The organism is Synechococcus sp. MIT S9509 (assembly GCF_047303035.1).
Lineage (GTDB): Bacteria > Cyanobacteriota > Cyanobacteriia > PCC-6307 > Cyanobiaceae > Synechococcus_C.
Map to the genome: position 1 here is coordinate 1,401,786 of NZ_CP138940.1, position 24,310 is coordinate 1,426,095.

Annotated in this window: 31 protein-coding genes; 13 read left to right on the forward strand and 18 right to left on the reverse strand. The window is 57.4% G+C overall.

The genetic code is table 11. The features are described 5' to 3' along the window. The first annotated feature begins 406 nt into the window (after window positions 1-406). Window positions 407-769: a hypothetical protein gene (locus SIB73_RS08115; RefSeq protein ID WP_413401449.1), complete on the forward strand. Its 363-nt coding sequence runs from the start codon at window positions 407-409 to the stop codon at window positions 767-769. Window positions 770-857: 88 nt separating this feature from the next. On the opposite strand, the gene SIB73_RS08120 is transcribed toward SIB73_RS08115, so the two are convergent. Continuing rightward, window positions 858-1,118: a hypothetical protein gene (locus SIB73_RS08120; protein ID WP_413406081.1), complete on the reverse strand. Its 261-nt coding sequence runs from the start codon at window positions 1,116-1,118 to the stop codon at window positions 858-860. A gap of 412 nt (window positions 1,119-1,530) precedes the next feature. Then, entirely contained in the window at window positions 1,531-1,983 is a 453-nt protein-coding gene (locus SIB73_RS08125) for a DUF6561 domain-containing protein (RefSeq protein ID WP_413406079.1), read from the reverse strand. A 157-nt stretch (window positions 1,984-2,140) separates the two neighbouring features. Between SIB73_RS08125 and hemC the strand changes: the two genes are divergently transcribed. Next, window positions 2,141-3,094 (forward strand): hydroxymethylbilane synthase, encoded by a 954-nt coding sequence (gene hemC, locus SIB73_RS08130; protein ID WP_413406077.1) that lies wholly within the window; start codon window positions 2,141-2,143, stop codon window positions 3,092-3,094. A 30-nt stretch (window positions 3,095-3,124) separates the two neighbouring features. Here the strand turns inward: hemC and SIB73_RS08135 are convergent, their stop codons facing one another. Next, window positions 3,125-3,709 carry a L,D-transpeptidase gene (locus tag SIB73_RS08135; RefSeq protein ID WP_413406075.1) on the reverse strand — a complete coding sequence of 195 codons (585 nt, stop codon included), beginning with the start codon at window positions 3,707-3,709 and terminating at the stop codon, window positions 3,125-3,127. Between the two features lie 113 nt (window positions 3,710-3,822). On the opposite strand from SIB73_RS08135, the gene SIB73_RS08140 reads away from it, so the two are divergent. After that, window positions 3,823-4,800 carry a hypothetical protein gene (locus SIB73_RS08140; protein ID WP_413406073.1) on the forward strand — a complete coding sequence of 326 codons (978 nt, stop codon included), beginning with the start codon at window positions 3,823-3,825 and terminating at the stop codon, window positions 4,798-4,800. A gap of 9 nt (window positions 4,801-4,809) precedes the next feature. Here SIB73_RS08140 and SIB73_RS08145 read toward each other — a convergent pair whose 3' ends face one another. The 6 genes from SIB73_RS08145 to SIB73_RS08170 form a co-directional block, all read right to left on the reverse strand. Next, the gene (locus SIB73_RS08145; RefSeq protein ID WP_413406071.1) at window positions 4,810-5,298 is read right to left on the reverse strand and encodes a DUF6790 family protein; all 489 of its coding nucleotides are present in this window, start codon (window positions 5,296-5,298) and stop codon (window positions 4,810-4,812) included. Between the two features lie 27 nt (window positions 5,299-5,325). Beyond that, window positions 5,326-5,913, reverse strand: coding sequence for an inorganic diphosphatase (locus SIB73_RS08150; RefSeq protein ID WP_413406069.1), 588 nt, complete (start codon window positions 5,911-5,913; stop codon window positions 5,326-5,328). Window positions 5,914-5,963: 50 nt separating this feature from the next. Then, window positions 5,964-7,496: a carboxypeptidase M32 gene (locus SIB73_RS08155; protein ID WP_413406067.1), complete on the reverse strand. Its 1,533-nt coding sequence runs from the start codon at window positions 7,494-7,496 to the stop codon at window positions 5,964-5,966. A gap of 99 nt (window positions 7,497-7,595) precedes the next feature. Continuing rightward, window positions 7,596-7,802 (reverse strand): hypothetical protein, encoded by a 207-nt coding sequence (locus SIB73_RS08160; RefSeq protein ID WP_413406065.1) that lies wholly within the window; start codon window positions 7,800-7,802, stop codon window positions 7,596-7,598. A 76-nt stretch (window positions 7,803-7,878) separates the two neighbouring features. Then, window positions 7,879-8,019: a hypothetical protein gene (locus SIB73_RS08165; RefSeq protein WP_413406064.1), complete on the reverse strand. Its 141-nt coding sequence runs from the start codon at window positions 8,017-8,019 to the stop codon at window positions 7,879-7,881. 68 nt (window positions 8,020-8,087) lie between these two features. After that, entirely contained in the window at window positions 8,088-8,357 is a 270-nt protein-coding gene (locus SIB73_RS08170) for a hypothetical protein (protein WP_413406062.1), read from the reverse strand. A 37-nt stretch (window positions 8,358-8,394) separates the two neighbouring features. Here SIB73_RS08170 and SIB73_RS08175 point away from each other — a divergent pair, with 37 nt between their 5' ends. The 4 genes from SIB73_RS08175 (at window position 8,395) to SIB73_RS08190 (ending at window position 11,801) form a co-directional block, all read left to right on the forward strand. Then, entirely contained in the window at window positions 8,395-8,676 is a 282-nt protein-coding gene (locus tag SIB73_RS08175; protein WP_413406060.1) for a 4a-hydroxytetrahydrobiopterin dehydratase, read from the forward strand. A gap of 37 nt (window positions 8,677-8,713) precedes the next feature. After that, window positions 8,714-9,775 (forward strand): CobW family GTP-binding protein, encoded by a 1,062-nt coding sequence (locus tag SIB73_RS08180; RefSeq protein WP_413406058.1) that lies wholly within the window; start codon window positions 8,714-8,716, stop codon window positions 9,773-9,775. 64 nt (window positions 9,776-9,839) lie between these two features. Beyond that, window positions 9,840-9,986 (forward strand): hypothetical protein, encoded by a 147-nt coding sequence (locus SIB73_RS08185; RefSeq protein ID WP_413406056.1) that lies wholly within the window; start codon window positions 9,840-9,842, stop codon window positions 9,984-9,986. Between the two features lie 297 nt (window positions 9,987-10,283). After that, a complete protein-coding gene (locus tag SIB73_RS08190; protein ID WP_413406335.1) occupies window positions 10,284-11,801 on the forward strand; it encodes an ABC transporter permease in 1,518 nt (505 codons plus the stop codon). A 9-nt stretch (window positions 11,802-11,810) separates the two neighbouring features. On the opposite strand, the gene SIB73_RS08195 is transcribed toward SIB73_RS08190, so the two are convergent. Continuing rightward, window positions 11,811-12,893, reverse strand: a complete 1,083-nt coding sequence (locus tag SIB73_RS08195; RefSeq protein ID WP_413439568.1) for an esterase-like activity of phytase family protein — start codon at window positions 12,891-12,893, stop codon at window positions 11,811-11,813. Between the two features lie 42 nt (window positions 12,894-12,935). On the opposite strand from SIB73_RS08195, the gene SIB73_RS08200 reads away from it, so the two are divergent. Beyond that, window positions 12,936-13,766, forward strand: a complete 831-nt coding sequence (locus tag SIB73_RS08200; protein WP_413439789.1) for a cation diffusion facilitator family transporter — start codon at window positions 12,936-12,938, stop codon at window positions 13,764-13,766. Here SIB73_RS08200 and SIB73_RS08205 read toward each other — a convergent pair. From SIB73_RS08205 to SIB73_RS08220, 4 genes are read right to left on the reverse strand one after another with little or no spacing between them, the layout of a single operon-like run. Continuing rightward, window positions 13,721-14,731 carry a lysylphosphatidylglycerol synthase domain-containing protein gene (locus SIB73_RS08205; protein ID WP_413406055.1) on the reverse strand — a complete coding sequence of 337 codons (1,011 nt, stop codon included), beginning with the start codon at window positions 14,729-14,731 and terminating at the stop codon, window positions 13,721-13,723. The two genes, SIB73_RS08200 and SIB73_RS08205, sit on opposite strands and share 46 nt — an antisense overlap. Then, window positions 14,725-15,960: a nickel pincer cofactor biosynthesis protein LarC gene (gene larC / locus SIB73_RS08210; RefSeq protein WP_413406053.1), complete on the reverse strand. Its 1,236-nt coding sequence runs from the start codon at window positions 15,958-15,960 to the stop codon at window positions 14,725-14,727. The genes SIB73_RS08205 and larC overlap by 7 nt, the downstream gene beginning before the upstream one ends. Beyond that, the gene (locus SIB73_RS08215) at window positions 15,957-16,595 is read right to left on the reverse strand and encodes a hypothetical protein (RefSeq protein WP_413406050.1); all 639 of its coding nucleotides are present in this window, start codon (window positions 16,593-16,595) and stop codon (window positions 15,957-15,959) included. Before SIB73_RS08215 ends, larC begins: the two co-directional genes overlap by 4 nt. Next, window positions 16,592-17,245 (reverse strand): hypothetical protein, encoded by a 654-nt coding sequence (locus SIB73_RS08220; protein ID WP_413406329.1) that lies wholly within the window; start codon window positions 17,243-17,245, stop codon window positions 16,592-16,594. The genes SIB73_RS08215 and SIB73_RS08220 overlap by 4 nt, the downstream gene beginning before the upstream one ends. Window positions 17,246-17,412: 167 nt before the next feature. On the opposite strand from SIB73_RS08220, the gene SIB73_RS08225 reads away from it, so the two are divergent. Next, complete coding sequence (locus SIB73_RS08225; protein WP_413439569.1) at window positions 17,413-18,051, forward strand: tetratricopeptide repeat protein; 639 nt, start codon at window positions 17,413-17,415, stop codon at window positions 18,049-18,051. On the opposite strand, the gene SIB73_RS08230 is transcribed toward SIB73_RS08225, so the two are convergent. Beyond that, window positions 18,029-18,325, reverse strand: a complete 297-nt coding sequence (locus SIB73_RS08230; RefSeq protein ID WP_413406047.1) for a hypothetical protein — start codon at window positions 18,323-18,325, stop codon at window positions 18,029-18,031. The genes SIB73_RS08225 and SIB73_RS08230 overlap by 23 nt on opposite strands. A 62-nt stretch (window positions 18,326-18,387) precedes the next feature. Here SIB73_RS08230 and xth point away from each other — a divergent pair, with 62 nt between their 5' ends. From xth to SIB73_RS08245, 3 genes are all read left to right on the forward strand, one after another. Then, complete coding sequence (xth, locus tag SIB73_RS08235) at window positions 18,388-19,230, forward strand: exodeoxyribonuclease III (protein WP_413406045.1); 843 nt, start codon at window positions 18,388-18,390, stop codon at window positions 19,228-19,230. Window positions 19,231-19,554: 324 nt separating this feature from the next. Beyond that, window positions 19,555-20,856, forward strand: a complete 1,302-nt coding sequence (hemL, locus tag SIB73_RS08240) for a glutamate-1-semialdehyde 2,1-aminomutase (RefSeq protein WP_413406327.1) — start codon at window positions 19,555-19,557, stop codon at window positions 20,854-20,856. A 27-nt stretch (window positions 20,857-20,883) separates the two neighbouring features. Beyond that, entirely contained in the window at window positions 20,884-22,179 is a 1,296-nt protein-coding gene (locus tag SIB73_RS08245; protein ID WP_413406043.1) for a carbohydrate porin, read from the forward strand. A gap of 3 nt (window positions 22,180-22,182) precedes the next feature. Here the strand turns inward: SIB73_RS08245 and SIB73_RS08250 are convergent, their stop codons facing one another. Next, on the reverse strand, window positions 22,183-22,677 hold the full coding sequence (locus SIB73_RS08250) for a YajQ family cyclic di-GMP-binding protein (protein ID WP_413406041.1): 495 nt from the start codon (window positions 22,675-22,677) through the stop codon (window positions 22,183-22,185). Window positions 22,678-22,711: 34 nt separating this feature from the next. Beyond that, window positions 22,712-22,870, reverse strand: coding sequence for a hypothetical protein (locus SIB73_RS08255; RefSeq protein WP_413439570.1), 159 nt, complete (start codon window positions 22,868-22,870; stop codon window positions 22,712-22,714). A gap of 39 nt (window positions 22,871-22,909) precedes the next feature. On the opposite strand from SIB73_RS08255, the gene SIB73_RS08260 reads away from it, so the two are divergent. Then, the gene (locus SIB73_RS08260; protein WP_413406039.1) at window positions 22,910-23,362 is read left to right on the forward strand and encodes an MAPEG family protein; all 453 of its coding nucleotides are present in this window, start codon (window positions 22,910-22,912) and stop codon (window positions 23,360-23,362) included. On the opposite strand, the gene SIB73_RS08265 is transcribed toward SIB73_RS08260, so the two are convergent. Continuing rightward, the gene (locus SIB73_RS08265) at window positions 23,359-24,273 is read right to left on the reverse strand and encodes an SPFH domain-containing protein (protein WP_413406037.1); all 915 of its coding nucleotides are present in this window, start codon (window positions 24,271-24,273) and stop codon (window positions 23,359-23,361) included. The genes SIB73_RS08260 and SIB73_RS08265 overlap by 4 nt on opposite strands. Between the last annotated feature and the right edge of the window lie 37 nt (window positions 24,274-24,310).

The window sequence follows — 24,310 nt, forward strand, 5'->3', positions numbered from 1 at the left end:
TCAACATGAGATCAATTGACGGAGCAGCGTTATAGTCCATTCCAACAATTTCCAGTCAAATTAGGCGACCTGATTTGTTCTCAGGCGGCGAATGGTGACCTGAACTTTTGAACAACCACCATTAAGCACTATGTGTCTGTAGAGGGGTGCCGTAAGTATTTGAAGAAGAATGGGAATGAACCACTACCCTCTTCTCAAGGACATCCGTCTGAAGCCTGTCGGTGGCGAGGGAAACAGCGAGAATTGATTTGGCTGTTGCTTAGAGCAACCATTGCCCTGCCCGCATTGGGGATGGGATTTTGATGGGCTTTTGCAGCCGTGGTGAGCTTGCAGATGCATCAACTGTTTCAGCAGAGCCGTTTCAGGAGGTTCATGATTAAAAGGACTAACGCCTAGCAGAACACGAATGAGACCAACGAAGAAAGCACAGTTCTGGGTCTTTGTCTCCCTCGCAGGGGCGGGCTTCAGTTACTATCTCGTGGATAAGGGTATCCCTCAGGGCCTCTTTCTTGGATACATATGCATACTTAATGTAGGAAAATACATCGAAAAGAACTATCCACCTCGAAAGCGCAAGGGCGACACGAAAACCCTCTGGCGTGACGAATACATTCGCCTGAAAGGATGGGAGAGTATGACCGATATTCAGCGTCATGTCCTTACCAAAAAGGCAAAGTCTTCAGCAATGAAGAGACAGGAAGCTGCAATGATGAAAGAGCTACGAGAACTGAAATCAAAGCATCCATACCACCAGAGTCTTGTTTTCTGATCAGTAAGCCCAAGGATCACAGGGTTGTTGATCAGCTCTGGATCTTTGTCTTGGCTGGCCACCATGGCTCAGCAAGGCTGTTGGACATTTACTCTTGACAATTGCGTCGACGATCAATTTGCTGCGCCAGAAACTTGAAAGCATCGTTGATCAACTGCTGAGGGTCAGTCACCTCTGGATGGAGGCGCGAATAGACATTCAAAGTGTTGATTCTCAGTCGATTGGTGGCGTCTCCCTCTTCTTCAGACACCAAACCAAGCAGACGATGTGCTTCCTTGATGGTTTCGATCTGCTGGGGAGAAGGAATCCAATCCGCAAGCTTCGAGTTAGTACTGAATGGCTTGATCATTCCGCCATACACCTCAAGAGAACAAATGAGACCATGTTCTTGTTTCCTTATGGTCTTTAGTGTTATCAGAAGACCAAAAAGTAACGGTAAGAAAAGGCACTAGAGCATCGCCATCAATGGCTAAAAAATTCAAGTCTAAAGGACTAAGAGGTGGGATTCGATAGAGATACAGTTGTGTTTGCAACGCCCTGTTGGGTGGAGTGGGCATGGAGTTTGCCGCCTATCGGTGGGATATGGGACCCATTAAGGGCATTATTTATCAACCGCGATTGATGGAAGGGTGTGTTTATTAAACCTCTGACTGTCAAAAGGGTGATAATGACATCAAGTCATTGAATCACTCAGCTTGCAGATCAATAAAAATCGGGCCGATAGCTTCTTTTTATGGAACTTGTTTTGGGGTCTGAGCCATTCAGCGTGACTCGATGCTGTCGGTGAACTCCTGAAATGCCTTCTTCAAACGCTCAACGGGCGTTTCCGATGGCGGACATTCCTGATTGGTGGAACGCGTATAGGCCTGAAGAATGCGAGCTTCAGGCTCAAGTAAAGCTGCGACTGCAGCCTTGAGCATCACAACATTGCGCTGGGGAGTTAATCCCTCCAGGTAGGAATGCAGAGACCAGGGTCCTGAGTCATCCTGCTTTTCAAGCCGCAGGGGCCTGATCAACTGATAAGCGCGGTCACCATCGGAATCGGTTGTCTGTCTGAGACGGGCGACCAGCATCACACCGCTGGTGAGCAGAACAAGACGGATGGATCCTTCGCTCAACAAAGGCAGGAAGGGAGCTGATTCGTCCACCTGAGAGAAAGAAGATCCGGCGGATGGATGACTCACCTTCACCCCGTTGACCACAGGACCAGGCATTGCGACTCCTGAGAACGCAAAGATCGTAAAGCTGTTCGTCCTGAAGAGTGGGCCGTCTTGCTGATGCAGAGCCTGATCTATCTGGCTGAATTCTGTGAAATGTTGAGCAGAACCGGACCTTCGACTCCGTAGGCTGAATGGCTGTTTCAACGTGCCCATGGCTCTCGAGCAACTGCGCATCGCCTCCCGCCGCAGCCAGCTGGCCATGGTGCAGACCAACTGGGTGAAAGCCGAACTGGAAAAAGCACACCCGGGCCTGGCGATTTCAGTGGAGGCCATGGCCACTCAGGGGGACAAGATTCTGGATGTGGCCCTGGCCAAAATCGGTGACAAGGGGCTGTTCACAAAGGAACTGGAGGCCCAGATGCTGGTGGGTCGAGCGGAGATCGCAGTGCACTCCCTGAAAGATCTGCCGACCAACCTGCCCGATGGCCTGATGCTGGGTTGCATCACCGAGCGGGAGGATCCTGCGGATGCCCTGGTGGTCAACAGCAAAAATGCCGATTACACACTGGAAACACTTCCGGAAGGCTCCATCGTCGGCACGAGCTCGCTGCGCAGACTCGCTCAACTTCGCTACCACTTCCCTCACCTTCAGTTCAAGGACGTTCGGGGCAACGTCATCACCCGACTGGAAAAACTGGATTCAGGAGGATATGACTGCCTGATCCTCGCAGCGGCAGGCCTCAGTCGACTTGGATTCGGAGATCGGATCCACCAGATCATTCCTGGTCACATCTCGCTTCATGCCGTTGGACAGGGAGCTCTCGGCATCGAATGCGTCACCGACAATCAGGATGTTCTCGACATCATTCAGGTGCTCGAGCATGCCCCAACAGCCGGACGGTGCCTGGCTGAACGAGCCTTCCTGCGGGAGCTCGAAGGCGGCTGCCAGGTGCCCATCGGCGTTAACAGCCGTATCGACGACCATGAGCTTGTTCTCACAGGCATGGTGGCCAGCTTGGATGGCAAGCGACTGATCCGTGATGAACGCCGCGGGCCTCTCGGTAATCCTGAGGATGTGGGACTGAAGCTCGCCGCCGACTTGAAATCTCAAGGTGCAGGTGAAATTCTCCAGGAGATCTTCGCTGCGGTTCGTCCCGAGGCCTGACTGTGTCATTGCTGATCACAGCACAAGCACTCACTGGGTGATCCTCACCGGAGTGCCGACCTCAACGAGCTCATAGAGCTTCTGAACGTGTGCATTGAGCATGCGTACACAACCGTTGGACACGGCCGCTCGGATTTTCACCCAGTGCGGCCAGGGCGTTCCATGAATGCCGAATTGGTTGGGGCCCTGCTGCAAAAAGCCGATCCAGCGATGACCAAGCGGGCTAGCAGGCCCGGTGACCGGGTGGACCCGACCGGACTTCGTACTTTCGTACTGAGGGTTGACGAGCTTGGTCTCGACACGAAAGACACCTGTCGGTGTTGGGGTCTTGGGATCGCCAATCGCAACCGGCCAGCGTCCTATGGACTGACCAGCCCGGATCACACTGATGCGTCGCTGTTTGAGATCAAGATGAATAGTGGTCTCAGTATTCTCAGAACTCGCTCTCGCTGAGGCAATCAGAGACGAAGGGACCTGCAGCTGAGGCGAAGCAGCCACTGGACACCATGCAGCCGAAGCAAGGGCAGCGGCGCCCAACACCGCAGGAGCGAAACGATTGACGCACTTGAGACGCATTCCCGGACAGCCAAGACTCACTGGTCTCAAGCTATCCATCTGCCGGATAAAAAACCGCACACCAATGGAGGACTTTCTGAAGAAAAGCATTCAACCAGCCGCCTGGGTGTTTCCGCGTCTTTGCTGAAAGGGAAAGATCCCTCGATTCTTCGATGCCAGAGCAACTTGAGTGGAACGCGGATGAGGCACGTCTCGTGCTTCAGGCCATCAAGACCGTGGGAACAGCTGGAGGAGCGTTACCGCTGGCGCCAATCACCTTGGAGATGATGGAGGCGATCCAGAACCACGTTCTGCATTCTCAGATCGACCTGAAGGAACTGGAAATCATTGCCCCAGCGGCCTGTCCCGATCGGCTCAGCCCTGGAAGCAAGCGTGACCAGCTGATTCAGATCCTGGTGCTGATTCCTTACGTGGACATGTCAGTCGATCCACGCATGGTGGGAGTTGTGGATGACTTCGCCGCTTGCCTGCATGTCAGTCCAGAGACTCTGAACGATCTCCACCAGGTCAGGGACAATCACCTCAGGCGATTGCTGCTGAATTACGGACGACGCAGCATGGGTGAGTTCCTGATGCTGGATACGCCGTCCAAATTCATTCGAGGGGTGATCAGCGCTCTTCATCAGGCCATCGGCGACCCCGCTGTGGCGCGGCGTTATCAGTCTTTGGAATCGTTCCCAGAAAACAGCCTTGGCCACAGCTTCTTCCACTGGTATCGCGACCGTCAGTGGGCCCTTCCCGGCGAACACAAGAGCACGTCAGAACTGCTGGTTAACCATGACTGCTGTCACATCCTGGGCGGCTTCAACACCGATACACAGGGAGAAATGAATGTGGCCGCCTTTCAGGCCGGTTTATTCACTGATGGATTCGGCTTTGAATCACTGCTTGAGGTGATGCTCGATTTCCATCTCGGCAAATCCTTCAGCACCACCACGGGCCTGATCACACCGGAAACCGGCCAGTTCATACCTGATGCGGCCATGGCTGGATATGAAAAGGGGCTGGCCTGCAACATCAACCTGATTCAGGACCTTGACTTCTGGGATGTTGCCGATCAACAGGTCACTGACCTCAGGGTCCGATACAGCATTCCGGCATCCGAAGGACCGATTCTCCTGAAACCCTGAATTGCCGGTTCAGGACAACACCGCAAAGGCGAACCAGAGCAGAACAACAGCAAAGGCAACATTGACGAACTGGCTTGCAGTCCAAGGTCGCTTGGGGTTTCGGGCTGACTCCAGCAGATGCAACACCGCGGCCTGCACCATGTAAATGCCGAAGACAAGGATGAGACATCCCAGCACCATGATTCCCCAGTTCAGCAAGGAGGCGACAACCGCCACCACCCCCCAGGCAAGATTGGCGAATCCAACCTCAATCTGGAAGTCATTGCGCTTGCCGAGATCCCAGTCCATCCGCACCGCATCGCTGCGATGAAACACGGCATGGCGGACGAATGACAACAGCCCCACGCCACCGACTGACCAGAGCGCTACCCACTGAACCGCAGAAGCAATCTGGCCGTTAGACAGGGCATTCAATCCAAAGAAGAGGCCGATGCCACCAACAAGCCAGGTGACCTGCATCAGCACCTTGCTGATGCGGGGATGGGTGGGCAGCATCATCACGTTGAACGCGTATCAACAAGTGGATCAATCCACAAGCTTGGGATCGATCTCAGCCTGATAACGAGCCTCACAGGTCTTGATGATCTCGATGGCTTTGTCTGTTCCGAAGAATCCGTTCACGCTGCAGGTTCCTGGCTTCTTCAGATCCTTGTAGTGCTCCCAGTAATAGGTGGTTTCTTTTTTCCAGTGATCACCCAGGTCCTCAAAGCTCTTGATGTGATCCATGCGCTTGTCATCGGCCAGCACCGCGATGACCTTGTCATCAACCTCACCACCATCATCAAAGGTCATGATGCCGATGATGCGTGCTTCAACGATCGAACCTGGAACCAGAGGCTCAGTGACATTCACGATCTCGATGTCGAGTGGATCGCCATCTTCATCCCAGGTCCGGGGAATGCAGCCGTAGGCGAAGGGATAGGCCAGCGAGGAATAACCAACCCGATCGAGCTTCAGGTGACCGGTCTCGGTGATCAGCTCGTACTTGTTGATCGTGTTCGAGTTGAGCTCAATGATCGTGTTCAGACGTAACTCGGATTCATCAGCGAAGGCCGGCAGCACATGCAGCAGGTTGGGCATGCTGCGGCTTGGAGCCTGGTCGAGGTTGGCCATGGAAGACGACATTCGAAGCGGTGATATTACGAGGCACGTCTCAGGGAGCTTCAGGCGCTCGCAAGGAACAACCGCTCCAGCTTGGCCTCGAGGTAGTTCAGGAACGGATCACTGGAGAGAGGTCGACCGGACACCTGCTCGACAAGCTGTTCGGCATTGAGGGAACGCCCGATTGGATGAACGTTGGACCTCAGCCAACCGAGCATGACGCTGAGATCACCACGGCGGACATGCTCTTCGGGAGAACCGATGGACGCTGCCATCGCCTCGCTCAACTGCGCGCTGACGAGGTGCCCGAGCAGATAGGAGGGAAAATAACCAAACAAACCTTCGCTCCAGTGCACATCCTGAAGGCAGCCCTGGGCATCGTCGACGGGAGTGACTCCCAGCAAATCGCGGTAGCGACGGTTCCATTCGCTCGGGAGATCCTCCACCGGCAGGCCCTGCTCCAGCAGAGCCAGCTCAAGATCCGTTCGCACAAGAATGTGAAGCCCGTAGCTGAGTTCATCAGCCTCAACGCGATTGCATCCAGGGGCAACCGGATTCATCGCTTTCCAGAGATCCACCGCCGACTCAAGCGGTGCACCCGCAGCGGCAAAGCGCTCCCACCAGAGTTCCGAGAAGGGTTCACTGCGGGCCACCCGGTTCTCCCAGAACAGCGACTGACTTTCATGCACGGCCATCGACGTGGCCTGGCCGAGAGGCCAGGCGAACCATTGATGCGTTGTGGTCGGCAATCCTTGCTCATAAAGCGAGTGGCCCCATTCATGGGCTGTTGCCAGAAAACATGAAAGGGGCTGGCCAGCCACCACACGCGTGGTGATGCGGAAGTCGCGAGGACCCAACGTGATCGAGAAGGGGTGTGGCGAAGCCGCCACACAGGTGATTCCCTTGTCCCTGCCCCAGTCACTGAGAAGCTGATCACAGAGCTGCTGCTGAGTCGACGCGGGCAGATCCCAGCTGAGAGACGACGGCCTGGAACTGCCCTTGAGTTGCTCTAGTAGCTCAGGCAAACGCCTGCGCAGCGGCGCGAAAAGATCCTGAAGCCTCTCCAGCGTGAGGTCAGGCTCAAATGGCTGCGCGAGGGTTTCCCAGCAACTTCGCGGTTCTGCCAGCTGACGGGCCTGTTCCTGTCGCAACTCCACCATCCGGCGCAGAGCCGGAGCGAACAAGGGGAAATCGGAACTGCTGCGGGCCTGTTGCCAGAGGTCGTAACCCTGGGATTTGGCTGTGGCGAGAGCACTGACAAGATCAGGATCCAGTGCTTGCTGCCGCTGCAGATCCTGCTCAAGAAGATCCAGATTGCGGCCCTGACCACTGATGGCTTCAGGGCAATCAACATCGTTGGCGCCGATTCGCCACTCCTCGCGGGCATCCGCGATCAGCTCCGCATAGTGCTCGGAACTCTGGCGGGAATGAAGCTGGCGAGCCAGCAATGCCAGTTGTTCTCCCCTCCAGGCCGCTCCACCGCTCGGCATCCGGGTGTTCTGATCCCAGTAAAGAGTCCTGGTTATGGAATCCATAACCTGGGTTTCGTGCAGGTGTGAGCCAAGACGATCCCAAGCCGTTGTCCCGGCAGCCATTGGCTTCATCGATCTGAAAAGACCTTAACCAGCTTCAAGATCCGGAAACAGATCCATGGGCTCTGATCAGCGCTTGACATGACTGAAATCAATCAGCCTTCACGCCTGTTCCTGATCATCGCTTGCAGTGGAATCATGCTCCCCACCCTCGGCGCGCAAAGCCCTCTCGAGAGCATTGACCTGGGCTGTTCGTTCAGGTGATTCAACGATGACATTGACCTGCCTGACAGCGACAAGTTTTCGCCACAGCAGTGCAATCAGCCAGGAGGCGGTTGCGAAGACTGCTGCGAAATACAGGAGTCTCATGATCTCCCAAGGTCCGGAGAGAAGCTGTTCTAATTGAAATGATGGTCCGAGGGCGTGGTTGAAATCAACAGCCCACTCATTTCAGTTCCTCGCCGTCTTCAGAGGAGCTTTTCTGTTCCTCCTGTTGTTCATACGTGAGCCGTTTCAACTGGCGACGGGATTCCTGACGCCTGAACAGCTCATGAAAGCGAATGACCAGATAGTCGACGTCTGTCATCAATCAAGACCTCCATCGCAAGCTGACCGCACAATCAACGCATTGTCTCGCAAAAACTGGCGATTGGTTCAGTCTTTGCGGCAATAGCCACCGCCCATGGGATTCCAACCGGACGGACAGTTCGCATCCATTGCCGGGCGGAGTGTGTAACTCATCAGCCCAAGAGCGCTGCACTTACCGTTTGACAGATCCGTGTAGCCCATCGGGCACTCCGCAGTGAGCTTCTTGACGACGCGCTGCGCGATCGCCGGGGAAGGCGAAACGCTGAGCATCGGAACAGCAATCAGCGGAAGCCAGACCATTCTGTTGATCATCTGTTGACCGAAACCGCTGCTCATGTTCCAGGCTAAAGCTGAAGTTCAGAAGAGATGGTCCATGGCAGCACTGCTCAGCCTTCAGGAACGCGACAACCTTCGCGCCACGCTGGCGCAGTGGCAGGTGGGAGATAAGCGGATCAAACGCCAGTGGCAATTCAGCGACTTCAGCGAGGCATTCGCCTTCATGACCAGGGTTGCGCTGTTGGCGGAAACGAAACAGCACCATCCCAACTGGAGCAACGTCTACAACCGGGTGACGATCGAACTGACGACGCACGACCTGGGAGGCATCAGCAATCTGGATGTTGAGCTGGCGCGTTCCATTGACGCCCTGCAGTGAGCCGCTGTCAGAGTGGAACTAGAGAAGAAAACCGTCTATGACCACCAGCGTGAAGCGAGCCGCAGTGCCGGTGACGATTCTCACTGGCTTTCTCGGAGCAGGGAAAACCACGCTGTTGAATCACATCCTGAGCAATCAGGAAGGGCTTAAGACAGCTGTTTTGGTCAACGAATTCGGAGAGATCGGGATCGACAACGAGTTGGTGGTAAGCACCAACGAGGACATGGTCGAACTGAGCAACGGGTGCATCTGCTGCTCGATCAACGGCGAGCTGCTTGAAGCCGTCGACCGCATTCTCAAAAGACCCAAGCCTGTGGAATATCTCGTGGTGGAAACCACGGGGCTGGCTGATCCGCTTCCCGTCGCGATGACATTTCTGGGCAGCGAGCTGCGTGATTTGACGAGACTCGACTCGATCATCACCCTGATTGATGCCGAGAACTTCGGGGCGGAGGCCATTGCCAGCGAAGTCGGTCGATCGCAGGTGATCTACGGCGACATCCTCATGCTCAACAAGACCGATCTCGTCGATGAGGGTCGAGTGAAGGATGTCGAGCAACAGCTGCGCGACGTTAAGAAGGATGCACGAATCCTTCACTCGGTGAAGGGAGATGTGCCGCTGCCGCTGCTGTTGAGCGTGGGTCTGTTCGAATCCGACCGAGTGGTGAAAGAAGGCCATGACCATGAGCACAGCCATGACCACGGACACAGCCATGACCACGGGCACAGCCACCACGACCATGACCATGGGCACAGCCACCACGACCATGACCACGACCACGGGTCCGCTGATGAACTGGCCATTGAAGGCTTCACGTCACTGTCCTTCTCAAGCAGTGATCCCTTTGATCTGAGAGCGTTTCAGAATTTTCTCGACAACCAGCTGCCTGAAAGTGTTTTCCGGGCCAAGGGAATTCTCTGGTTCAAGGAAAGCGAGCGCCGCCATGTATTTCATCTGGCTGGCAAACGCTTCTCCATCGATGACAGCGACTGGAGCGGAACCCGCAAGAACCAATTGGTGCTGATCGGCCGTGGACTCGACCATGACGCCCTGAGGCAGCAGCTTCAGGACTGCGTTTTCGTCGCTGGTGATCGTTAAGTGGGAGAGAAGTTGCCCCGTATTCAGCAAACTTGATTAGGGTGGCAAGCAATGAGGAGAGGGCATGGTTGAAGTTCTCGCTGCAGGTGGACTGGTAATGGTCCTGGCACTCGCCTACTGGCTGCTGCTCGACTCCGATGACGACAACGGTGGTGGAGGATTGATGGAGCCTGCCCTCGTTCCCATCCCTGTTCGGAGCAACGATCGTTAACAGCGGCTTGTATTTGCTGTCACTTTCACAACCCTCACCTGGCGTGAGGGTTTTTTGATGCAGGCATTGAGGTTATTGAATACGCTTCTCAAGATCGGCTTCAAGTGTGTTTTTTCCGGCCTTCCTGCAGCAATCCAATGGATTCCTTCTGCCTGGAGAGCACCACACCCACTGGCTCCAGCAAACAGAACCGGAAGCCTGGTCTGCTCCTGAACACCAGTCCTAGCAAGTGATTCAAGCGTGAATAGTGACAGTTCCTCCATGGCAGATCCTCTTCGGCAAGGGGTGCTCACTCGTATGCGCAGCTTGCTGTCAGGCCGCTTTTGGCTGGTGGCAGGAGCCGTGGCCATTGCCTTCCTAGCTCTGCTTCCGGTCATCGGCCTGCTGGGCGAGGGACTCAGTGGAGTGAGCAACGGCAATGCCAGCCTCAGGCCGGATGGTCTGATTCAGATCCGCGGCACGGTGGTGCTACTCCTTGGCACCAGCCTGTTGGGAGGTGTGATCGGCACCGCCAACGGTTGGCTGCTGGCGAACTGCCGTTTCCCAGGCCGCCGCTGGCTGCGGATCGCCCAGCTGCTGCCACTGGCCAATCCGTCGTATCTGCTAGCGGCAACCCTTGTGGATATAGGCAGTCTCGAGGGAATCACCATCAGCGGGATGGGATGGGGAATCGTCGTGATGGCGCTGACCACCTACCCCTATGTCTTCCTGCTCAGCACCGAAAGCTTCACCATCTGCGGACGCCGACAACTGGAAGCCTGCCGCTCGCTGGGAGTCGGGCCCTGGAACAGTTTCCGCCGGATCGCACTGCCCATGGCCCTGCCGGCGATCGGAGCAGGCATTGCCCTCATGGGCATGGAGGTTTTGAATGAATACGGTGCTGTGCAACTGCTCAACATTCCCAGTCTTTCGGCTGGAATCATCGAGGCCTGGAGAATCGAAGGCAATCCCACCGGTGCCGTGGGTCTTGCGCTGATCACACTCGGCATCGTGATGGTGCTTCTGTTCGGCGAACGCAGACTGCGCAGCCGCAGCCGCCGCTGGTCAGAAGGCGTGGCAGGAGGAGAATCTCCTGCGTGGATGCTGAGCGGCGGACGAGCCTTTGCAGCCCAGGTGCTGGGAGCGGTACCTCCCCTGATCACCCTTGGCATTCCTCTGTTGTGGGGCGGAATGAACTGGCAGCAGCTGGCCACAGGTCTGACACCCGAATTGCTGCTGCTCACCCTGCGCACTCTGGGTCTAGCGCTGGCAGCGACACTGCTGGCAGGTCTGGCGGCCATGTTGCTGGCCATTGCCAAGCGCTGGAGTCCTGCCAGATGGCTCAGAGGTGTGACGTTTCTAGCGGGCATGGGCTACGCCATTCCAGGCGCGGTGCTGGCGCTGGCTCTGCTGGTCGTCGGCGGACCCTGGCAACTGTCTCCGATACTGCTTCTGCTCTGGGGATACAGCGACCGATTCCTCGCGGTCAACAAAGGAGGGATTGATGCAGCTCTGGAGCGACTCTCCCCCAGCCTTGACGAAGCAGCAACAGGGCTGGGCTTGCGTTGGCCGGCCGTGCTCAGACGGGTTCATCTGCCGCTTCTGCGAGGCCCAATCCTTGTTGGCAGCCTGCTGGTGTTCGTGGACACCGTGAAGGAGCTTCCGCTCACATTCGCACTAAGGCCTTTCGATTTCGACACGCTTGCCGTGCGGGTGTTTCAGTACGCAGGTGATGAGCGACTCGCCGCTGCGGTCTGGCCGTCCCTGATGATCCTGGTCCTGGGTCTGATCGCTTCATCAGCTCTGGTGCCCCGATTGGATCGGGACACGGAGTAGAGGTCGAGATCAGAAAGCGAAACGACTGGGCACACAGTCCGGCCCACGCCGAGGAGCCAGCACGGACAGCCAGCTGCTCTGTAAAGGGTGAAAACCATCGTCACTCACCAGCACAAGTGGAATTCGACCGTCTTTCATCACCGGCCCCCAGGCCATTCCCTCCCAGTTGGCTGATGGCAGACCACTCGCCAACAGATCCCAGCTTTGCAATGCTTGTATCGGCGGAGCTTTAGGCAACTCCCTCGCTGGAAGTCGCAGAATCTGTAAATGGGCAGTCCACCCAGCCGGCCATGAAAAACCGCGCAGCAGAGCGAGAACAGTTGCGTCATTTTCCATCGCCAGCAGTTCACTCAAGCCCAGCTTCCGACTGACGGCTGCACCTGCTGGTCCGATTTCGAATCCCCCCAGCGGTTCAAGTCGATGCTGCGAACCGGGCTGCGAACCGGAACCGAGGCGAGCGAAACGCACCCAGTCCTTTCCCTTCTGAGCCTTGTCCTGAATCAGCGGCGCCTCAGCTGCCATCAGCAGATCACCGGATGCCCTCTGCGTGAGTGCTTCGGGTCCCTTGTTGGCGGCAAGCCCCTGACCCTCCCTCTCCTGCCAGTCGGCCAAAAGGGGTATCTCCTGCTGCAGGCGTCCGTTCAAGAGGTTGTAACGCTGCAGTCTTGCCCTTCTCTCAGGGCTTCGTCGCCCCTCGCTGACGATCCAGATCTGATTGCCGTCAAGCACCAGCCCCTCTCCGTCAAAGCCCGCCATCAGAGGTGAGCCCTCTCGCCCCCTCAACAGCAGACGTCGCCCACCCTGCAGCGATGCCTGCTCCCCTTTCAGGAGATGGCTCAGGCCAGTGAACGACACCAGGTAACCCGTGGTTGCATCGCTCAGCAACCAGAGACGGTCCTGCTTCCGTTGATAGGCCAAAGCAGAGAAGCCACCAACACTATCGCCATCCAACCCTTTGGATGGGAGTTCAACGTTGTGAAGCAACTCCCAGCCAGCTGCCAGAGGGCAAGGAAGTGCCCGGGCTGGCGATGGCAAAGCCGACAGAGCTATGACCATCATGTCCTTAGGTGCCATGAGCAACTGGAACATCATCACCACCACAGCCACAGTCGGCAGGCATTTCGCTGGACGGTTCTGCTCAATGCCTCTCTGAGCGGTTTGCAGATCGCTGTGGGGATTGCCTTCGGATCGATCGCATTGATCGGCGATGCCCTCCACAACGTCGGTGATGTGGCGGGACTCCTGATGGGCTGGGGAGCGGAGAGCCTGAGCCAAAGACCTGCCAAGGGGCGGTTCAGTTACGGCTTTGGACGCTCCACCCAGCTGGCAGCCGTCGCCAACGCCGTTCTGATCCTGATGGCTTCCGCCGTCGTCTGCGTGGAGTCGCTGCAACGATTCCGACAACCGGAGCTGGTGGTGGCATGGCCGGTTGCCATCGCCGCAGGCGCTGGCCTTGTCGTGAACCTGCTCTCCGCCCAGCTGTTCGGATCAGATCATCATGGTGATCTCAACCGCCGAGCAGCCGCTCTTCACCTGCTCGGAGATGCAGCCGTTTCTGCGGCGGTGCTGGTGAGTGCGCTTGTGTCCGGCATCACCGGCTGGACGTGGCTGGATCCACTCACAGGGCTTGGAGTCGGCCTGAGCGTGGGATGGCTCGGAATCATGCTGCTGCGTGATGGTCTGGCCGAGCTGATGGACGAAACTCCCCATCGCATTGATCCCGCAGCCGTTCTGGAGGCTCTGCAAACCATGCCTGGCGTTCAGGGAGTCCATCACCTGCACATCTGGTCCATCGGCGGAACGCGCGTAGCCCTCACAGTTCATCTCCAAAGGCCCAAAGAAGTGAGCCAACAGGATCCGCAGCTCCTGAGCGAGGTGAGACAGGCCATGCAACGAAAGGGCATCGAACACTGCACCGTTCAACTGGAAGAACCCGACGAAGACTGCGGCGAATCGCTCAGCTGATGCAAACGAACAGCGATCATGCGGTCCGCTTTGACACCTGTCGCGGCCATCAGATCAGCGAGAGTCACCACGAGTCGATAACTGAGTGCCACAGCCAGAAGTGCTGGCTCCGGAACGGATGAACCCAGGCGCAGCAGCAGCACCGCTTCAAAGACACCCAGTCCACCGGGCGCAGCAGGAACAACAAGCCCTGTGGCCCAGGCCAGAGCGAAGGCTGCCATCCAGCTGCCGATCGGAAGCACTGGTGTCAGACCGAACACCTGAATGCAGCACCAGAACCCCGAGAAGCGGGAAGTGATGAACACCAGCTCGGCCAGGAGAGGAAGCAAGGGGTAGTCCTTGCGGCCGCTTCCCAGCTGTTCCAGCGGAGGCAAGGAGGCAAGATCGGGATCTGACCGGTTGAGTTGCCTTAAACGGCTGCGTTCCAGCCGGCTGAGCAAGGGCTCTCTCCAGCGAGGCAGTAACAGCAGAGCAGGCAGCGGAGTCAGCAAAGCCAGACCGCTCTGCCAGCCACCGAAGGGCACCCAGAGCAGGGCCGCCACCACCATCAACATGGGCTCCATCAAAACGGAGACCAGTGCGGGCCCCGTGCCGATGGAAGGGCCCAGGACCCGCACACGTTGGATGAAATGCCACACGCCGCCTGGCAGGTACTTGAGCAGATTGCTGCTGAGGTACAGAGGCACCAGAGGTGTTGAGCCCGTGCCATGTCCCAGCCAGCTCACCAGCACCTGCCAGGCGCCTGCATTGACAAGCAGGCTCAGCCAACTGAGGCCGAGAGCAAGCACAAGCCACCACCAGCCTTGAGCTGTGATTGAAAGGGATCGCAGTCCCGCTGCGTGGCCGGCCAGCGCCCAGACGACAAATCCCAGCGTGAGCAGGGTGATCCACAGCTTCACGCCGCCGGGAAACCTCACGCCTGCGGGAAGCTTTGCCGAGAGCAGGGACCGGAAACGCTTCAACATGTCCACTCCTGCTGGGAATCGAACTGAAGTGCTTCCTGAGAAAGCTTCTGCCAGAGCATCTCAGGAGAAAGGCCTGCTCGGTGTGCGAGTTCATGGAGAGCATCCCTCTCGGGCTTCACAGTCCTGGTTCCATCCGGCTTCAAAGTCTGCTTTGCAGCAAGCTCACCCCACGGAGTGGAGAGCGATCCTCGACGCCGCGGCAGCACCCAGCGCCCCTGACGCCGCTCGCGCAGTCCCAGGGTTGGACTGTCCTTCCACCAGATCCGGCGCAGGTCCGCCGCTCGCTCAGGCAGTACAAGAGCCGTCAAGGCGGTTCCTGGACGACCCTTCTTCATCTGCAGCGAGGAACAGGCCACATCGAGAGCACCCGCATCGCGCAGCTGCTGTATCAACCACGCCATGGCTTCAGCTGAAACATCATCAATCCAGGCCTCCTGAACGATCAGGTCCTGCCAACGAGGCTGATTGGATGCATCAGGGCCCTGTGGACGCTGGCGGATGAGGCGGAGCAGATTGGGGCGGTCAAGCTGACGATGGCCGAGGCCGGTTCCCACCGCGTCGGGAGCCAGCTGTTCAGGCCATCCGAACCCGTCTGCAAGCACAGCCATCAAAGCCAGCCCCGTCGGGGTTGTCAGCTCAGCTTCCGGCCAGTCCCCGCCCCAGCGAAGTTCAACAGAATGACGTCGCGCCAGCTCAAGCACCGCTGGGGCGGGGACCGGCAGCAGTCCGTGAGCCGTGGCCACCGCACCTCGTCCTGCGGGAGGAGGAACACACCAGAAGGACCTTGGATTGAGATGCTCCACGGCGGCGCAGACCCCAACCACATCAACGAGGCTGTCCATGGCTCCGACTTCGTGGAAATGCACGTGGTCAGCTGGAATGCCGTGAACGGCCGCTTCGGCGTCAGCGAGCGCGGAAAACACCGACAACACCCTGTCCTGCAGTGATGGAGGAAGCACGGCAGCCTCGATGATCCGACGCAACTCGCCCCAGCGTCGATGCGGTGGCTGCTGATCCCGGCCTTCAACATCGAGTCTGAGTCCGCGCAAACCGCCGTTTTGCGCTTCCTCGACTCGCAGTACATAGGCGTTTTCGAAACCAAGCTCCCTCAGAGGGGCATGAACCACCTCAGTTGGAACACCCAGATCAAGGAAAGCCGCCAGCAACATGTCTCCTGCCAGCCCCGTTGGACAGTCCACCACGTAGGTGGCATCGATCCCTGAGGTCATTTCACCTCCGGATCGAGACCCTCCAGCAGTCTTTCAGCGATGACATCGAGATCATCCAGACGTTTTCTGAGAAGCTGCTCCACCTCACGGCGGGCACGACGCTGCTCCCGTTGCGCAGTGGCAACATCCTGGCCTGAAAGACCCCAGATCCTGCCGAGCAGGGCACGGTCATCAGCCCCGCCACGAGCGGATCCCTCCAGCAGTGTCTCAGCCACCATCCCGGCCTGGAGAACCCTGCTCCAGCGACGCAGATCCTCCAGGGGTAAGCGGACCTGATCAGGGAGTTCGAATTCGGTGGCTCCATTGCTGCGCAGGCCTGCCTCCAGACAGGGACGGGTTCCAACCAGAACGCGCCGCACCTTCATCTCCTCTTCGCGGGCAACAAGCCAGTGGCCAGCTTCATGGCGCGCCACCCGACGCAGGCGTGTCCTGCCTCCGGGAAGGGCTTCAGCAAGAAGATGCCCTCCCATCCCCTCCAGCTGGGAAGCATCGAGGGTGAGTCCCAGTAGCCCACCACCGACAATCAGAGCGATCCAGGCAGGCGACAGGCCCACAAGCGGACCGAATACCGCGAGTCCTGTGCATCCGGCGACTGCAAGCCCGGCGGTGGTGCTGGAAACGGGAGATGGGTTCATGAACTGCGAGCGGGTCGACTGCGTTCTGCAGGACGACGGGACGCGCCACCGCGGCCCTTGCCGCCACGGGTGGGCATCGGTGCGATCACATCAACGGACTCGACTTGAAGCAACTGTCCCTGACGACGCACGTCGAGGCTGACGAAATGGCGCAGGTGCGCAAGCTCGACATCACCACTGAGCTGCAACTTGAACGGCAAGGGACGGAAGCCATCAGCACGCGGCTGCTGACGCACCTTGATGACAACCTCCGAAGCCTCGGGCTTTGTGTAGATGAGCTCGCCTCTGATCGAGAAGTAATCGTCACCCTCAGGCAACGCATCGATGGATGGATCACCGGAATCGGTCTCCGGATCGGAAGCTGAAAGGGTGCTGGGCTCCCAGATTCCAGCGATCTGAAGATGCAGCTGACCAGCCTCCCTGCATCGCGGGTAAACCACCCAGAGGTGGGGTTTGCCCATGTCGAGATGACGACGCATCAACGTGAGCATTCGGCCCAGAACAACGGCATCAATCTCCTGTCCATCGGCATCAAGCAAATGGCCGCGGGTGCTTTGTTCTTCGGATTCCGGGCGGAAAATTCCGCGCACGACGCCGATCGCCCGGTACTGCAGCGGCTCGGTGACCGCGGGAATGGGATGGTCGCGCATCAGCTTTAGGGGCATCCACTGGCCCGCAGGAACTCTAGCCAGCTTCGACAAGGAGCCTCAGACTGGGCGAGCGTTCCCACGGCACGGTGGCGGGCTACTGGCGTCAAACGACGGAAACTCTGGCAAGGCTGAGCGCTGTTACTGGCCTGTGTGTGTTTGCGGGTTGGATGGTGATCAACTTTTGGCCTGCAACTGAACCTCAGGCGACCATCCGCGAAGACTCGTCCCCTTCCGAGCCATCCACTCTGGAGATTCTCAGAAGCCAGGTCAGGAACCACCCCGGCGACTGGCGCTGGTCACTGCTGCTGGCTCGCGCACAGCACGACAACGGAGATCGCGAAGCAGCCGTTCGCACCTTGAGACCTCTGCAGCGCCTGCATCCCGATCGACTCGAGGTGGTGACTTTATCGGCTCTGCTCGCTCTGGAAGCCGACCGGGAGGAAGAGCTGATCAAACATCTGAACGGACAATTCGAATCCGCAACCGCTGAACGTCGGCTTGGACTGGGACTGCTGATGGCTGATCTGCGCCGCATGTCAGGTGACTCGGAAGCCGCTTCGGATCGCTACCGAGATCTGATCAAAACCCATTCGCAACGACCAGAACCATTTCTGGCATTCGCCCTTCTCAAACGGGATCAGGGTGAGGGGGATGCTGCCATCGCTTTGCTGCGCAAGGCCATCAAACTGAACAGAAATCCCGCGACGTCAGCAGCGGAACTGAAGACGCTTGAACGTCGCTGGGCGCTTGAAGCTGCACGGAACAAACCGGCAAGCCGAGCTCTCAAGGCTGCGACAACTCCCTGAGCGCCTCGTCAATGGCATCGGAAGGGTCAGTGGCATCGTTCATCGATGAGGCCTGACGCAGGTTCCTCATCAGCTCCATCGGATTCGTGACATCGAGCACGGAACCCTTCTTTTTGGATTCCCCCGGGAGTGTGTTGTAGATGTCACGATCTGCATTGCGCTCAATCCCACTCGGCTGCGACAGCGTGGTCTGGGAATAGGCAGCGGGAGAAACCGGAAGCAAAGCGCTGCTGACGGCGATCACAAGACCGGAGGTCACGCGGAGCGATTGCATGGGATCAGATCCTCGGTACCGGTGGATGCTAAGGGTCTCCAAAGAGATGCAGCAGGGCTTCCGTGCAGATCGCGAGCTGGAATGTCAATTCGATTCGCACTCGACTGGATCATGTCCTTCGCTGGCTGGAGAACAGCGATGTGGATCTGCTGGCCTTGCAGGAGACCAAAGTCGATGATCCGCTCTTTCCATCGGAGTCTTTTCGCGCAAAGGGGTACAACGTCAGCTTCCATGGGCAGAAGTCGTACAACGGCGTGGCTCTGGTCAGCCGGCATTCACTGGAAGACGTTCGCCTGGGGTTCACCGGAGAACTGACTGCCGATCTGCAGACCGAAGAGCTGAGCCAACAGAAAAGAGTGATCAGTGCGCTGGTGGATGGGATCAGGGTGATCAACCTCTATGTACCGAACGGTTCCAGCCTCAAATCCGAGAAGTACGCATACAAACTCCAGTGGCTTTCCTGCCTCGAGAGGTATCTGAGAGCGACTCAGTTACGGGATGAGCCTCTATGCGTTGTGGGGGATTTCAACATCGGACCGGAGGCCAGAGATCTGCATGACCCGGACCGGCTCAGCGGGGGGATCATGGCTTCCGATGCCGAACGCGACGCCTTGTCTCAAGCGCTCGGGGATGATCTCAAGGACGCTTTCCGGCTGTTCGAATCGGGCAGCGGCCACTGGAGCTGGTGGGACTACCGAAGCGGCGCATGGAATCGAGACAGCGGATGGAGGATTGATCACATTTATCTGAGTTCCGATCTTCAGGAGCTGGCACTCAGCTGCAAGATCGACAAACGCGAGCGCGACCGCGAACAACCCAGCGACCATGCACCTGTGATCGTTGATCTCTCCTGGGAGCTGGAGGACGAATCCGGTGACGATGACGGGAGCTTCGTCGCTGATTGAGCCCAAAAAATCAAAACGGAAATGGTTCAGTCCAAGGCGGTTGCTCTGACCGGAAACGACGATGAAGTTGCGTTCAAGGTCGATCCGTCACAGTCTTAAACAAGCCATTCCTGAATGCGGCAGCCAACACCGCGTGCGGCCTGGAAATGCCTCAGATCAAGCTCAGACGCTGTTCAGGCGCGAAATGATCAGGCCCGGAAACACGATGCTCTGACATGTATCACAAGTTCCGGAATCCCTGCTTCGTACACAGATCGGCCGTTTTGGCACGTTCTTGGGTCAGGATGTGGCACGGTTTGCATCGGCCCCTTGGCATCCGCCCCCGTGACAGCACCAAGCTTCAACACCAGTCGCTCCCAGGAGCTGTTCAGTGCCGCCCAGGCTCTGATGCCTGGTGGCGTGAGCTCCCCAGTGCGTGCATTCAAATCTGTGGGTGGCCAGCCGATCGTTTTCGATCGCGTCAAGGGCCCCTACGCCTGGGACGTTGATGACAACAAATACATCGACTACATCGGCAGCTGGGGGCCCGCGATCTGTGGTCATGCCCATCCCGAAGTGATCAGTGCGCTGCAGGAAACGATTGAGAAGGGCACCAGCTTCGGAGCCCCCTGCGCACTCGAAAACACGTTGGCGGAGATGGTGATCGACGCCGTTCCCAGTGTGGAGATGGTTCGCTTCGTGAACAGCGGCACCGAAGCCTGCATGGCGGTGTTGAGACTGATGCGCGCTTTCACCGGTCGCGACAAGGTCATCAAATTCGAAGGTTGCTACCACGGCCATGCCGACATGTTCCTGGTCAAGGCCGGGTCGGGTGTGGCCACTCTGGGGCTGCCTGACTCACCTGGTGTTCCACGCAGCACCACCGCGAACACGCTCACCGCGCCCTACAACGATCTCGAAGCGGTCAAGCAGCTGTTTGCTGAGAACCCCGATGCCATTTCAGGTGTCATTCTTGAACCCATCGTTGGCAACGCAGGATTCATCCAGCCTGAGCCTGGGTTCCTCGAGGGTTTGCGCGAACTCACCAAAGAGAACGGAGCTTTGCTCGTCTTCGACGAAGTGATGACGGGCTTCCGCATCAGTTACGGCGGCGCCCAGGCGCATTTCGGTGTCACCCCTGATCTCACCACCATGGGCAAGGTGATCGGCGGAGGGCTGCCTGTGGGGGCCTATGGAGGTCGACGGGAAATCATGGAGATGGTGGCTCCTGCCGGTCCCATGTACCAGGCCGGCACTCTGAGCGGAAATCCCCTCGCCATGACGGCGGGCATCAAGACTCTTGAGCTCCTGAAACAGCCTGGCAGCTACGACAAACTCACCGCAACCACTGAAAAACTGGTCGCTGGCATCAAGGAGGCAGCAACGGCTGCTGGTCTGTCCATCACGGCGGGAAGTGTCAGCGCCATGTTCGGTTTCTTCCTGTGTGAGGGGCCTGTGCGCAACTTTGAAGAGGCGAAGGCAACGGATGCTGATCGTTTCGGCAGACTGCACCGGGCCATGCTGGAGAGAGGCGTTTATCTGGCGCCGTCTGCCTTCGAGGCCGGTTTCACCTCACTGGCTCACTCGGACGCAGACATCGAGGCCACGATTCAGGCATTCCGCGAAAGTTTCGCTGCAGTCGCCTGATCCAGGGAAGGTCATGAAATGAACCCCATGCCGCATCAAGCCACCGGCCTGGGGGGGCAGCTCAGAGGGCTTTTGGTAGGGCTTGCTTTGGTCTCTTCATCACTCCTGGGAGCTCCAGGCCGCAGTGGACCACTCAACACGTGGCTTGATCTTCCCGAGTGGCTTGACCTCAGCATTGACTACACCTCAGAGCCGATGACCGGTATCACCGGTGGGGCCCATCCTTCAGCGGCGAGCTGGTATCAAACTGTGGTGCTCGACCTTTCTATGAGCAGCGGTTTCGCAAAGAACCGGAAGGACTGGAACGAACTGGACCACTGGCAGCTCAACCTGCAGCTGACAAACAATGCCGGCGATCCCAACCTGAACAGCGAGCTGGGAGCGGAATTCGCCCTGCAAACCCTGGCGAACCCTGTAGGTACCTGGATCACTGAAGTCTCAATGATCAGAAACCAGGGGGAAAGTTGGTGGCAAGCGGAACTTGGATTGTTATCGCTGAGTCCGGTTTCGCCCGGGGAGCCAGGCTTTCTGTCTGCACCCGCGATGAACAGCTACATCAGCTCAGTGCTCAACAACACTTTCAACCTGCTGATTGTGGGAGTACCGATCAATCCCTTTGTTGCCCCGGGTGTGAAGCTTCAGGCGAGTTCAGAGTCTCTCGGCTCCCTGGAGTACGGATATTTCTACCTGAATCCTCAGAAAAACATCGCGTCAAGCCTTGGCGTCGATCCTGGAATTCCTGATGTAGAGGGAGGCGTTCAAGCCCTTCAATGGAAGAGCAATCCACTCTTGTCAAGAACTGATCTCAAAGAAGACATCATCATTCCAAAATCCAAAAAAAATATTGCCAGACAACTTCCACAGCCTGAGGTTCAAATCGGGGGTTATTTGTCATCAACGCGTCTGCTCATTGACAACGGAATCGACTTGGGAGAAGGAACGAATCGAGGAATTTATGGATCTTTCACATGGCCAATGGATGTTGCAATTGGGCTGGATAATCGTCTCTGGGCCGCTGGCACGGTCAGCTTTGACCCTGGCAATAATCCGTATCCATCCTTTGTTGGAGGTGGCTGGTTGAGCCAGGGAATCATTCCAGGCAGACCCTTAGATGTGGTTGCATTTGGATTTGGACGAACAAGCTTCAGTCCAACCATCAATCCAGGCCTGGACTACGAAGGAATGGTGGAATTGAATTACTCCTTCTATTTATCAGACGAACTTCAAATCCAACCTGTTATGCAATGGATTATCAATCCAGGCGGGAAAGGACAGTCGCAAGGGATCTGGGCCGGTGGAATCCAGATCAATCTGAATCTCTGAGAGTCAGCGATAATTCTCAAACTGCAAAGGGATATCCAGTTCATCTTCTTTTGAACGTAACAACTGAATCACTTGCTGGAGATCATCCTTGCTCTTACCTGTCACTCGTAAACTGTCTCCCTGAATTGCCACGGTGACTTTCTTGAGCTCGTCTCGAACAATTTTGCTCATTTTCTTTGCAAGTTCCTGACTGAGTCCCTTCTTCAGCTGCACCGTCTGTTGAACGCGGTTACCACCCACTGTTTCCGCCGGCTGAAAATCGAAGATCTTCAAGGACAGATTTCTCTTTGTGGCTTTGGCTCGCAGAATATCTTCGACAGCCTGAAGTGTCATATCACTGGCCGTTGTGATCACAACAGCAGAGTCTTCAAGGACAATCTCCGTGCCGGAATCCTTGAGGTCATAGCGCTGGGAAACGTCCCTCCGCACCTGATCAAGCGTATTCACCAGCTCCTGACGATCAAAATCAGAGACCACATCAAATGAATACGACGCCATTGATCAGATATCGGTGGCTGAAGGGTAGCAATGCTCATGGAGCTGCTCTCAACCTGAGATCTAACGACCAATCAATGGCGATGAATATCTGCGCTGCAATCAGCAAATCCATGTCAGACACAGCCTCAGGACAGGACGAAGAAGAGAACTGCAAAAGACTCGATGATGCAGCGGGATTGATCGCAGCGAACAACAGTCGATCAGTATTGTTTCAACCGCGATTTGATTGATTATGTTCATCAATGACCTGCTGACAGGTACACCAGCAGCACCATTCGCCCTGTCGCTTGCGTTCTCGGGTGCGGTGGTGATCGCAAGCGTGATTCCCCTGGGAGCTGCCCGCTCACAGGCGGACTTCACCCTGGCCGACATGAAAGCTCCTAGAGCCATGTTCGACCGGCTTCCCGACTGGGGGAAACGGGCCAGCTGGGCTCATCAGAACAGCTTTGAAGCCTTCACATTGCATGCTCCAGCGGCACTCCTGGCCCTGATCACCGCGCTCCAGGTCGGAGGGCTTCAGGGCCTTGCCGTTCCTGCTGCGCTGCTCCAGCCGGTGCTGCGACTGATTTATCTGCCGGCCTATGTGGCCAATGTTCCTCCATTGAGAGGACTGTGCTGGGCAGGTGCTTTGCTGTGTACAGGCATCCTCTACATCGAGGGAGTGAAAGCTCTGCTGGCGTCCTAGCCCTTGCCTTGCTGGAATTGCTTCAGAGCAGCCAGCAGTGAGGCGGGTGACTGGGGATCCACCATCAGCACGCTGCCGGCGGGCGAATCAGCCATGCGCTGTCCCATGGCCATCCAGTTCTCAGCCAGCATCAGCCGGACGGCCTCTTCAGCCTCGGGGCTCTCGGAAAGAGCCCTGGCCATGACCCGGGCCGCTTCAGACTTCGCTTCAGCCATCACACCCTGCTGCTGGGCCTGGGCTTCGGCTTCAAGCAGGATCGCTTCCTTCTGAGCACGGGCGTCGAGAACGAGAGCCTCCGCACGGCCACGTGCCTCATTCAACTGAGCTTCCTTTTCGCCCTCGGAGCGGAGAATCGCGGCGCGCTTTTCCCGCTCGGCGGTCATCTGAGCCTCCATGGCCTGTTTGACCCCAGGTGACGGATTGATGTCACGCATTTCAACTCTGGTCACTTTCACACCCCATGGATCAGTGGCCTCATCAAGCTCCTTGAGTAGAAGCTCGTTGACCTCGCTGCGAGTGGTGAAGGTCTGATCGAGATCAAGCTTGCCCATCTCGGCACGAATCTGGGTCAGTACCAGATTCACCATCGCCGCCTGCAGATTGTCCACGGCGTAGTAAGCCTGGGAATGCTCCAGCAACTGCCAGTACACGACAGCGTCGACCTCGATAGAAACGTTGTCCCGCGTGATGCAGAGCTGAGGGGGAATATCCAGAACCCGTTCCTTGAGGGACTCGTGACTCACCACCCGTTCGACAACGGGAATCACAATGGAGAGCCCAGGCTGCAGCTCACGGTCATATTTACCGAGTCGCTCGACCAGTCGCGATCTGCCGCCGCTGGTGACCTTGACACTGCCACTGCCGAGCAGTGCGATCAGGATCAGTGCAGGCAGGCTCAGCAGCGCTTCCATGACAAATGGATGTCTGCGGAGACGTTAGTCCCCAAAG

What these genes read in the sequence shown, in the direction of transcription:
- larC (WP_413406053.1), bottom strand. Translation starts at nt 15,960, where the DNA reads ATGACCTCAGGGATCGATGCCACCTACGTGGTGGACTGTCCAACGGGG.
- SIB73_RS08160 (WP_413406065.1), bottom strand. Translation starts at nt 7,802, where the DNA reads ATGAGACTCCTGTATTTCGCAGCAGTCTTCGCAACCGCCTCCTGGCTG.
- SIB73_RS08115 (WP_413401449.1), top strand. Translation starts at nt 407, where the DNA reads ATGAGACCAACGAAGAAAGCACAGTTCTGGGTCTTTGTCTCCCTCGCA.
- SIB73_RS08195 (WP_413439568.1), bottom strand. Translation starts at nt 12,893, where the DNA reads ATGATGTTCCAGTTGCTCATGGCACCTAAGGACATGATGGTCATAGCT.
- SIB73_RS08170 (WP_413406062.1), bottom strand. Translation starts at nt 8,357, where the DNA reads ATGAGCAGCGGTTTCGGTCAACAGATGATCAACAGAATGGTCTGGCTT.
- SIB73_RS08145 (WP_413406071.1), bottom strand. Translation starts at nt 5,298, where the DNA reads ATGATGCTGCCCACCCATCCCCGCATCAGCAAGGTGCTGATGCAGGTC.
- SIB73_RS08220 (WP_413406329.1), bottom strand. Translation starts at nt 17,245, where the DNA reads ATGCGCGACCATCCCATTCCCGCGGTCACCGAGCCGCTGCAGTACCGG.
- SIB73_RS08155 (WP_413406067.1), bottom strand. Translation starts at nt 7,496, where the DNA reads ATGGCTGCCGGGACAACGGCTTGGGATCGTCTTGGCTCACACCTGCAC.
- SIB73_RS08135 (WP_413406075.1), bottom strand. Translation starts at nt 3,709, where the DNA reads ATGGATAGCTTGAGACCAGTGAGTCTTGGCTGTCCGGGAATGCGTCTC.
- hemC (WP_413406077.1), top strand. Translation starts at nt 2,141, where the DNA reads ATGGCTCTCGAGCAACTGCGCATCGCCTCCCGCCGCAGCCAGCTGGCC.
- SIB73_RS08150 (WP_413406069.1), bottom strand. Translation starts at nt 5,913, where the DNA reads ATGGCCAACCTCGACCAGGCTCCAAGCCGCAGCATGCCCAACCTGCTG.
- SIB73_RS08265 (WP_413406037.1), bottom strand. Translation starts at nt 24,273, where the DNA reads ATGGAAGCGCTGCTGAGCCTGCCTGCACTGATCCTGATCGCACTGCTC.
- SIB73_RS08225 (WP_413439569.1), top strand. Translation starts at nt 17,413, where the DNA reads ATGGTGATCAACTTTTGGCCTGCAACTGAACCTCAGGCGACCATCCGC.
- SIB73_RS08165 (WP_413406064.1), bottom strand. Translation starts at nt 8,019, where the DNA reads ATGACAGACGTCGACTATCTGGTCATTCGCTTTCATGAGCTGTTCAGG.
- SIB73_RS08250 (WP_413406041.1), bottom strand. Translation starts at nt 22,677, where the DNA reads ATGGCGTCGTATTCATTTGATGTGGTCTCTGATTTTGATCGTCAGGAG.
- SIB73_RS08185 (WP_413406056.1), top strand. Translation starts at nt 9,840, where the DNA reads ATGGTTGAAGTTCTCGCTGCAGGTGGACTGGTAATGGTCCTGGCACTC.
- SIB73_RS08190 (WP_413406335.1), top strand. Translation starts at nt 10,284, where the DNA reads ATGCGCAGCTTGCTGTCAGGCCGCTTTTGGCTGGTGGCAGGAGCCGTG.
- SIB73_RS08140 (WP_413406073.1), top strand. Translation starts at nt 3,823, where the DNA reads ATGCCAGAGCAACTTGAGTGGAACGCGGATGAGGCACGTCTCGTGCTT.
- SIB73_RS08245 (WP_413406043.1), top strand. Translation starts at nt 20,884, where the DNA reads ATGCCGCATCAAGCCACCGGCCTGGGGGGGCAGCTCAGAGGGCTTTTG.
- SIB73_RS08205 (WP_413406055.1), bottom strand. Translation starts at nt 14,731, where the DNA reads ATGTTGAAGCGTTTCCGGTCCCTGCTCTCGGCAAAGCTTCCCGCAGGC.
- SIB73_RS08180 (WP_413406058.1), top strand. Translation starts at nt 8,714, where the DNA reads ATGACCACCAGCGTGAAGCGAGCCGCAGTGCCGGTGACGATTCTCACT.
- SIB73_RS08260 (WP_413406039.1), top strand. Translation starts at nt 22,910, where the DNA reads ATGTTCATCAATGACCTGCTGACAGGTACACCAGCAGCACCATTCGCC.
- SIB73_RS08215 (WP_413406050.1), bottom strand. Translation starts at nt 16,595, where the DNA reads ATGAACCCATCTCCCGTTTCCAGCACCACCGCCGGGCTTGCAGTCGCC.
- SIB73_RS08175 (WP_413406060.1), top strand. Translation starts at nt 8,395, where the DNA reads ATGGCAGCACTGCTCAGCCTTCAGGAACGCGACAACCTTCGCGCCACG.
- SIB73_RS08230 (WP_413406047.1), bottom strand. Translation starts at nt 18,325, where the DNA reads ATGCAATCGCTCCGCGTGACCTCCGGTCTTGTGATCGCCGTCAGCAGC.
- SIB73_RS08120 (WP_413406081.1), bottom strand. Translation starts at nt 1,118, where the DNA reads ATGATCAAGCCATTCAGTACTAACTCGAAGCTTGCGGATTGGATTCCT.
- SIB73_RS08125 (WP_413406079.1), bottom strand. Translation starts at nt 1,983, where the DNA reads ATGCCTGGTCCTGTGGTCAACGGGGTGAAGGTGAGTCATCCATCCGCC.